This is a genomic window from Nocardioides mangrovicus (assembly GCF_003674065.1).
Taxonomy (GTDB): domain Bacteria; phylum Actinomycetota; class Actinomycetes; order Propionibacteriales; family Nocardioidaceae; genus Marmoricola; species Marmoricola mangrovicus.
The window spans coordinates 656,065-664,952 of sequence record NZ_RDBE01000007.1 but is presented as its reverse complement, the minus strand read 5'-3'; the positions used below and the strand labels follow the sequence as shown (position 1 = coordinate 664,952).

Genomic DNA, 8,888 nt, shown 5'->3' with positions numbered 1-8,888 from the left:
CCTGTACCGAGGTCTCCTCCGCACCGGCCGCGATCTGCTGGGAGTTCGCGGACAGCTCTTCCGCAGCGGCCGCGACCGCGTCGGCGGAGCCCGTCACGCTGGAGACGACCTCGTGGATCTGGTTCGCAGCACGGTTGTAGGCCTTCTGCAGGTCGCCCGTGCAGCCGCTGGCGGTCTCGGTCAGCCGCAGCGAGAGGTCGCCGTCGGCGAGACGCTCGACCGCGTCGATGGCCTGGCGCAGCGGCCGGACCAGGCTGCGCGAGATCAGGAACGAGATGCCTCCGAGCAGCGCGAGACCCACGAGGATGGCCAGCACCACCGTGGTCCTGCTGCTCGACTGGAGCGCGTCGAGCTGCTTGCTGGCGCGGTCGGCATCGGCCTGCAGGGAGGCGAACTCCCGGTCCAGGGCCTCATCGACGGCGTCGTTGGCCTTCTGGACCGCCGCGACGTTCGAGCGCGCTGACGTCGGGTCGGCGACGGCGGTGTCGATGTAGCCGTTGATGGTTGTCTCGTAGGTCGCGAACACGCCCTTCAGCTTGGTCACGTCGGCCTTGTCGGTGGCGTCGGGCACGGTGGCGCGCAGCTTGGAGAGCAGGGCGGTCGCGGTGGCGGTGTCGTCGGCGACGTCGTTCTTGTACTGCGCCGGGTTGTCGCCGGCCGCCGCCTTGAGCGCGTCGACCTTCAGCTCGCTGGAGCGGGTGTCGAGCTCGTGGGCGATCGAGACCGCGGCCAGGTGCTTGCGCACGCGGTCGGACTTCGCGGCCTGACTGGCCTGGGCGCTGAGCGCGACGACGCCGACAGCCAAGGTGATGACGGCGGCGATGGTGACGATGACCGCGATCCGGCGGCCCACGGTCCATCTGAAGTTCTTCAACATGGTGGTTTCCTTTGGGTGGGTGGGTGCCGGTCTAAGCGGCGACTGCCCGGTCGACGTCCAGCGCGAGCAGGAGTCGGTCGGGAAGCTTGTAGGCCCCGCGCACCAGGGCGCGGGAGGGTCCGGTCAGGGTGTCGGGCGGCGGCTCGAACTGGTCGTTGTCGACGTCGACGACGGCGCCGATGCTGTCGACGAGCAGGGCCATGGACTCCCCCGCCATCCGCAGCACGACGAGCATCGGGTCGACGTCGGTCGACCGCTGCTCCAGGCCGAGCTGCTCGCGCAGGTCGATCGCGACCAGCACCTGACCTCGCAGGTTGATGAGGCCGGCCAGCGTGTGGGGCGCCAGCGGGATACGGGTGGTCGGCAGCCCGCGCAGCACCTCCTGGACGGTGTCGACGTCGACGCCGTAGCAACGGTCGTCGAGGGTGAAGGTCACCAGCCGGGTGCTCACAAGGCCTCCTGGAGCGCAGTCGGGGCAGAGAGGGTCGCCACGGCCGGGTCGGCCGTCGGGTCGACGTCGAAGAAGTGCGGGTCGCCGGCGAGGATCGCCGAGCGGACGTCGAGCACCTCGACGATCCGGTCTCGGATCACCGCCGAGCCGAGCAGGCCGATGTCGTCGATGTCGCTGCTGACCTGCGTCTCGTCCTCGACGATGTCGACGATCTCGTCCACGACGATCGCGACGCTGCGGTCGTGGGCCGAGTAGACGATGACCACGAGGTCCTCGCTGTCTCGCTCGGCAATGCTGCCGAGGTGCTGGTCGAGGCGCAGCAACGGCAGGATCTGGCCGCGGTACTGGACCACCTCGCGGTGGCCGACGCGCTCGACGGTGCTGGCGGGGATGTGCTCGAGCCGGGTCACCGACGACATCGGGATGCCGACCCGGCGGCCCCCGCCGATGCCGGCGATGACCATGCGCGTCTGCTCGGTCGCCGTGCTGGCGTGCTCCTCGACGGCCGCGGCACGCTCGAGGGTGTCGGCGGACAGGACGCGACGGGCCAGGGCCTGCACGTCGAGGATCAGGGCCACGCGGCCGTCGCCCAGGATCGTGGCGCCGGAGTAGCTGCCCAACGCCTTCAGGCGGCTGCCCAGCGGCTTGACGACGATCTCCTCGGTGGAGAGCACCCGGTCGATGACCAGCCCGAAGCGCTTGCCGTCGGCGTGCAGCACGGCGATCAGGACGTGGCCGTCCTCCCGGTCGGAGGTCACGTCGAGCACCTCGGCCAGCCGCACCAGCGGCAGCAGGGCACCGCGCAGCCGGTAGACCGGCGCACCGTTGACCTCCTCCAGCGCGGTCTTCGCGCGGTCGGCGTCGAGGGCGACGAGCTCGAGCAGGCTGACCTGCGGGATGGCGTAGCGGTCGCCGGCGCACTCCACGGTCAGGGCGGGCACGATGGCCAGCGTCAGCGGGATCCGCAGCCGGCAGGTGGTGCCGACGCCGAGCCCGGACTCGACCTCGATGGTGCCGCCGATGCTCTCGATGTTGGTCTTGACCACGTCCATGCCGACGCCGCGGCCCGACACGTTGGTCACCGCCGCGGCGGTGGAGAACCCGGGGGCGAAGATGAGCTGCAGCAGGTCGCCCGCGGGCATCGCGGCCACCTGGTCGGCGGTGCGCAGGCCCTTCTCGACCGCCTTGGCGGCGATCTTGGCGGGATCGATGCCGGCGCCGTCGTCGCAGACCTCCACGACGACCTGGCCGGACTCGTGGTAGGCGCGCAACGTCAGGGTGCCGGTGGCAGGCTTGCCCGCCGCCACCCGCGCCTCGGGCGTCTCCAGACCGTGGTCGACGGCGTTGCGCACCAGGTGGGTCAGCGGGTCCTTGACCGACTCCAGCAGCGAGCGGTCCAGCTCGGTCTCGCGGCCGACCATGGCCAGGTCGACCTGCTTGCCGCACTGGGCACCGAGGTCGCGCACGACGCGGGGCAGCTTGGACCAGAGGTGGTCGATGGGCTGCATGCGCGTCTTCATGACGCCCTCCTGCAGCTCCGTGGCGATCAGGTTGAGGCGCTGCGAGGCGCGCACGAGGTCGGGCTCGACCAGGTCGGCCGTGGTCTGGCGGACGATCTGGTTGCGGGTGAGCACCAGCTCGCCGACCAGTCGCATCAAGGTGTCGAGCAGGTCGACGTCGACGCGGATGGAGGCGTCGGCCACCGAGCGACGCACGGTGGTCTCCTCCGGCTCGTGCTCGGCCACCGGGGCCGCTGCGGGAGCGGGCGCAGGAGTGGGAGCCGGGACGGGTGCCGGTGCGGCGACCTCCGCGACGGGCTCCGCGACGGGCTCCGCGACGGGCTCGGTCACGGGCTCGGTCACAGGCTCGGTCACGGGCTCGGCCACCTCGGCGACGGGCTCGGCCACCTCGGCGACGGGCTCAGCGACCGGTTCGGCCTCCGGCTCGGCCGGGGCGGCTTCGTCGGTGCCCTCGAGCACCGCGGTGATGGCCACGACGACGTCGTCGACCACCACGGTGCCCTCGGTGCCGTCGATCTCGATGGCGGCCAGCAGTGCACGGACGACGTCGACCATGCGGAGCAGGACGTCGGTGGTGCGCGGGGTCATCACCATGTGGCCGTCGCGCAATCGCGCCAGCAGGTTCTCCCCGACGTGGGTCACCGACTCCAGACGCCCGAAGGCCAAGAAGCCCGAGGTGCCCTTGATCGTGTGGATCGTGCGGAAGATGCTGGCGAGCAGGTCGCGCTCACCCGGGCGCTGCTCGAGCTCGACGAGGTCGCGGTCGAGCTGGTCGAGGTTCTCGTGGCTCTCCACGAGGAACTCCTGGACGATCTCGTCCACCTGCTGCTCCTTCTTCGACAATGGGCTTGATGTCGAAGAGGAAGTCGGCTTTGAGACGCCCGAGTTGAGCCGAACTCCGTAATTGTACGTACCAGCTGGCGGCCCAGGCGGGGCGGCGTAGGCGGCGGCGAAGGTTGCGGTGGAGCCGACGCCGGCGTCAGGAGGAGCGCAGCTGCGCGGCGATGAGCACGGCCTGTGTACGACGCTTGACGCCGAGCTTGGCCAGGATGCGGGTGACGTGGTTGCGCACGGTCTTCTCGGCGATGAACAGCTCGCGGGCGATCTCGCCGTTGCTGTGGCCCCGGCCGACCAGCTCGAGCACACGTCGCTCCTGGCTGGTCAGGTCGCTGACGCCCGGCGGCTCAGGCTCGTCGTCGACCAGGTGGCCGGCGCTGTCGCCGAAGACGGCCTCGCCCTCGGCGATCTGCTCGATCACCTCGTGGAGCTGGGCGACCTGGAGGTCCTTGCTCAAGTAGCCCTTGGCCCCGACCAGCTGCGCCGCCTCCATCTCCTCGGCCCGGGCGGCGCGGCTGAGCACCAAGACGTTCGTGGGCCGGCGCGCGAGGAGCCAGGCCAGCGCGTCGATGGTGGACCGCTCGTGCTCGCGGACGCCGACGATGACCGCGTCGGGGCGGGTCTGCATGACCTGCTCGAAGGCACCGGCCGGTTCCGCGGCCTCGCCCACCACCTCGATGCGGTGGTGCTCCTCTAGGGCCTGGCGCAGCCCCATGCGGAAGATGTCGTGGCTGTCGAGGATGACGACCCGACGATCGCGGGGACCGCCCATAGGTACATTTGTATCCCGAGGCGGTCCAAGCTCGCGTACCGGGGCAGCCGTCACGAATCGTCCCTAGCACCCGTGGTGTTCGTGCCGGTGGCCTCTCCGGTCGCCTCGCCGGTGGCCCTGAGCGGTTGCGGCGCACTCCCGGCATCGCCGGCCGGGGCCGAGAGCGCCAGCGGAGCAGACGCGGGCCCGGCGGACGCGGGCACCACCAGCGTGCGCACCAGGCCGATGGCGACCCAGCACACCGCCAGGCAGATCGCCCACCGGCGCAGCGCGTCGCCGGCCGTCATGGTGCCGTCGTGCAGCATCCACAGCACCGGCGAGGAGAGCACCAGGCTGGCCGGCAGGGCCAGCGACGCGGTTCCGTTCACGGCCTACTCACCTGGCCAGCGCGAGCGGTTCGGGGGTCACGACACCGACCGAGCGGACCTGACCGCCGCCGATGAGCTCGGTGTAGGAGAGCACCGGCAGGTCGGGCATGGTCGGCCGCAGGAAGCGGCGCACCGAGGCTCGGATCTGCGGAGCGCACACCAGCACCGGGTGCACGTTGCTCTCCTGGGCGTCGCGGACCAGCCCGTCGAGGCGGCTGAGCACCTGCTGCGCCGTCTCGGGGTCGAGGGCCAAGATGGCGCCGCCGTCGGTGGGACGCTGGGCCTCGAGCAGCTGGTGCTCCAAGATCGGCTCCAGGCTGATGACGCTCACCGCGCCGTCGCTCATGTGCCGCGCGACGATGGCCGGGCCCAGCGCCGCGCGGGCGGCCTCGACCAGGATGTCGACGTCCTTGGAGGTCTGGGCGCGCAGCGAGAGCGACTCGAAGATCCGGACCAGGTCGCGGATGGACACGCCCTCGTCGAGCAGCGCCTGCAGCACCCGTTGGATCTCACCCAGGCTGAGCTGCGTGGGCGTGAGCTCCTCGACCACGACGGGGTGAGTCTTCTTGACCACGTCGGTGAGCAGCCGCACGTCCTCGCGGCCCAGCAGCCGTGCGGCGTGCTGGCCGACGATCTCGGCCAGGTGCGTGGTGATGACCGAGGAGCGGTCCACGACGGTGGCACCGCTGATCTCGGCCTGGCTGCGCAGCTCCTGGGCGATCCACTTGGCGTCGAGCCCGAAGACCGGCTCGCGGGTCGGGGTGCCGGGCAGTGAGCCGAGGAAGTCCCCGATGGCCAGCACCTGGCCGCGGGGCGCCTCGCCACGTGCGACCTCGACGCCGAAGAGCTTGACCGCGTACGTCTGGCTCGGCAGGTCCAGGTTGTCGCGGGTGCGCAGCGGCGGGATGAGGATGCCGATCTCGCCGGCGATCTTGCGGCGCAGCGCCTTCACCCGGCTGAGCAGGTCCCCGCCGCTGGCGGTGTCGACCAGGTCGACGATGTCGGGCGAGAGGTCGAGGGCCAGCGGGTCGACCTGGATCTCGTGCACCAGGTCCTCCGGCGTCTCCTCCCGTGGCCGCAGCTCGGCGGCGGCCTCGGGCTCGGCGGCCTTCTCGCCGTCGTCGACCCGGGTGGAGGCCAGCAGCATCAATCCGCCGGCGAGGATGAACGGCAGCTTGGGCAGGCCCGGGATCACGCACAGCAGCAGCCCGGCGAACCCGGCCACCCGCAGCGGCATCCGCTGCGCGGTGATCTGCCGCATGATGTCGCTGCCCATGTCGTCCTCGCCGGTGCTGCGGGTGACGACCAGGCCGGTCGCGACAGAGAGCAGCAGGGCGGGGATCTGGGAGACCAGGCCGTCTCCCACGGAGAGCAGGCTGTAGGTCGAGATGGCGTCGCTGAGCGAGAGCCCCTTCTGGGCCATGCCCACCGCGAAGCCGCCGACCAGGTTGACCAGGGTGATGACGATGGCGGCGATCGCGTCGCCCTTGACGAACTTCGACGCACCGTCCATCGCGCCGTAGAAGTCGGCCTCGGCGTGCACTTCGCGGCGGCGCTTGCGGGCCTCGTCCTCATCGATCAGGCCGGAGTTAAGGTCGGCGTCGATGGCCATCTGCTTGCCGGGCATCGCGTCGAGGGTGAACCGGGCGCCGACCTCGGCCACGCGGCCCGCACCGTTGGTGATGACGACGAACTGGATGACCAGCAAGATCGCGAAGACGATGAGGCCGACCACCAGCGAGCCGCCGACCACGAAGTGGCCGAAGGTGTCGATCACGTGGCCGGCGAAGCCGTCGAGCAGCACCAGCCGGGTGGCGCTGACGTTGAGCGCGAGGCGGAACAGCGTCATCACCAGCAGCACGGCGGGGAACGCGGCGAAGTCCAGCGGCCGCCGCACGAACATCGCGGTGAGCAGGATCAGCAGCGCCCCGGTGATGTTGAGCGCGATGAGCAGGTCCAGCAGGAAGGCCGGCAGCGGCACGACCAGCATGACGACGATGAACACGACGCCGACCGGGACGGCGAGCTGGTTGACGCGCTTGAGGGGCACGGAGAGCCTTTCGGACCGAGACGACGAGCTGGTGCGCTGCGCCGTCCTGGCACGGGGTTCGCCCTCCTGGCGATACCCCTCCTATCGACCGGCGAGGACCGGACCTGAGACGTTTCGGCGGCGTCTTCCGGCGGGCAGCACGTCGGGCAGCTCGTGCTCGGGCCGCGGCGAGCGGTGCTCGCCGCCGCGGTGGCCGGCGGTGCGCCGGCTGATGACGAACGCCAGCACGGCCGCGACGGCAGCGAACAGCTCGGCGGGGATGGCCTGGCCGACCGTGGTCGAGGAGTACAGGGCACGCGCGAGGGGCACGTCGCGCACCAGCGGCACCCGCTCCTCCGCGGCCCGCTCGCGGATCCGGGCCGCGATGGCACCGGCCCCGCGGGCCACCACCCGAGGCGCGCCCTTCGCCGGGTCGTAGCGCAGTGCGACGGCCACGTGGGTCGGGTTGACCAGCACGACGTCGGCGTCGGCGATGTCGGCGATCATGCGGTTGCGGCTGGCGGCCAGCTGCCGGGAGCGGATGGCGCCCTTGAGGAGCGGGTCGCCCTCGCTCTGCTTGTGCTCCTGCTTGACCTCCTCCTTCGACATCCGGGTCTGCTTGCCGACCCGGCGGCGCTGCATCGCGTAGTCGCCGGCGGCCAGCGCGAGGCCGACGACCGCCACCGAGCGCATGACGCCGAACGCGCTGTGAGCGAGCTGCTGGATGGTCGCCGCGATCGGCAGCGTGCCGCCGACCAGCGGCATCAGGCCACGGATCGCACCCCACACGACGAAGCCCACCATCGCGCTCTTGATCAGCATCTTCGCGCCCTCCCAGGCCGCGTGCGGGCCGAAGACGCGCTTGGCGCCCTTGAGCAGGTTGAGCTTGCTCAGCGAGGGCTTGACCGATTTGGTGGCCAGGAAGAAGCCGCCCTGGGCCAGGGCCGACGCGACGCCGATCAGCATCACCGCGCTGCCCAGTCCCACGAGCACGACGAAGACGTGGCGCGCACCCAGGTTGAGGATCTGCAGCGCGACCGGGACCGAGGGGTGATCCGCCGCACGCAGCGAGCGCTGCAGCAGCGACCACAACGCCGCGAGCTCGTGCTTCATCAGCGTCGGGAGGACCATCCCGACCAGCAGCACCGTCGCCCAGCCGCCCAGCTCCTGGGTGCGGGGTACCTGGCCCTCCTTGCGGCTCTCCTTGCGCTTCTTGGCGGTGGGCTTCTCGGTCTTCTCCCCCGTCATCAGCCCGCCCCCGACATCACCGACATCGCCTGCGTGGCGAGGTCAGTGAGCTTCTCCATGGCCTCGGGCAGCACCGGGAACGACATGCCCACCAGCAGCAGCGTCAGCCCGATCTTCGCCGGGAACATGACGTTGATGGCGTTCAGCTGCGGCGCCACCTTCGTCAGCAGCGCCAGGCCGAGGTCGGCGAGGAACAGCACGGCGATCATCGGCAGCGCGATCTGCACCGCGGTCACGAAGAACACGCGGAACGCCGTGACGGCCACGGTCGTGCCGTTGCCCAGGTCGGGTGAGGCGCCCACCGGCAGGAAGCGGAAGGTGCTCAGCAGCCCGCCGATCACGATCAGGTGGGCGTTGGTGACGAAGAGCAGCACCATCCCGATCATCTGGTGGAACGTGCCGAAGACCGTGCTGCTGTTGAGGCCGAGCGGGTCGAAGCCCTGGGCCAGCGAGAACCCGCCGAAGACGTCGATGAGGCTGCCCGCCGCGGCGATGGCGGAGAAGAGCAGGAACGTCACCAGACCCATGGAGACCCCGATGGCCACCTGCAGCAGCGTCTCCATGATGAGGGCCGGGGTCGTCGCGGGCAGCGCGATGTGGCTCTTCAGCGCCGGAGCGGCGGCGAAGGCCAGGCCCAGCGAGAGCACGACCTTGGCCGTGTTCGGCACCGCCTTGGAGGAGAACGGCGGCACGACCACCAGCCACGAGACGATCCGCACCGAGGCCAGCAGGTAGCCCATCAGCGCGTCCGCGGGAAGCGCGAGCGTCATCGCAACGTCACCTCAG

At 70.9% G+C, this 8,888-nt stretch carries 8 protein-coding genes; all 8 read right to left on the bottom strand.

The window, feature by feature from the left end:
- The coding region (locus D9V37_RS12760) for an MCP four helix bundle domain-containing protein (RefSeq protein ID WP_147455937.1) at positions 1-877 on the bottom strand (877 nt) is incomplete at its 3' end.
- A 31-nt stretch (positions 878-908) separates the two neighbouring features.
- Positions 909-1,328, bottom strand: coding sequence for a chemotaxis protein CheW (locus tag D9V37_RS12755; protein WP_121806497.1), 420 nt, complete (start codon positions 1,326-1,328; stop codon positions 909-911).
- The gene (locus tag D9V37_RS12750) at positions 1,325-3,670 is read right to left on the bottom strand and encodes a chemotaxis protein CheW (protein ID WP_232524887.1); all 2,346 of its coding nucleotides are present in this window, start codon (positions 3,668-3,670) and stop codon (positions 1,325-1,327) included. Before D9V37_RS12750 ends, D9V37_RS12755 begins: the two co-directional genes overlap by 4 nt.
- A 157-nt stretch (positions 3,671-3,827) precedes the next feature.
- On the bottom strand, positions 3,828-4,457 hold the full coding sequence (locus D9V37_RS20485) for a response regulator transcription factor (protein ID WP_121806495.1): 630 nt from the start codon (positions 4,455-4,457) through the stop codon (positions 3,828-3,830).
- Positions 4,458-4,507: 50 nt separating this feature from the next.
- Positions 4,508-4,825 (bottom strand): hypothetical protein, encoded by a 318-nt coding sequence (locus D9V37_RS12740; protein WP_121806494.1) that lies wholly within the window; start codon positions 4,823-4,825, stop codon positions 4,508-4,510.
- A gap of 7 nt (positions 4,826-4,832) precedes the next feature.
- Positions 4,833-6,875, bottom strand: coding sequence for a flagellar biosynthesis protein FlhA (gene flhA / locus D9V37_RS12735; RefSeq protein WP_121806493.1), 2,043 nt, complete (start codon positions 6,873-6,875; stop codon positions 4,833-4,835).
- An 81-nt stretch (positions 6,876-6,956) separates the two neighbouring features.
- Entirely contained in the window at positions 6,957-8,102 is a 1,146-nt protein-coding gene (locus tag D9V37_RS12730) for an EscU/YscU/HrcU family type III secretion system export apparatus switch protein (RefSeq protein WP_121806492.1), read from the bottom strand.
- Complete coding sequence (locus D9V37_RS12725; protein WP_121806491.1) at positions 8,102-8,872, bottom strand: flagellar biosynthetic protein FliR; 771 nt, start codon at positions 8,870-8,872, stop codon at positions 8,102-8,104. Before D9V37_RS12725 ends, D9V37_RS12730 begins: the two co-directional genes overlap by 1 nt.
- Between the last annotated feature and the right edge of the window lie 16 nt (positions 8,873-8,888).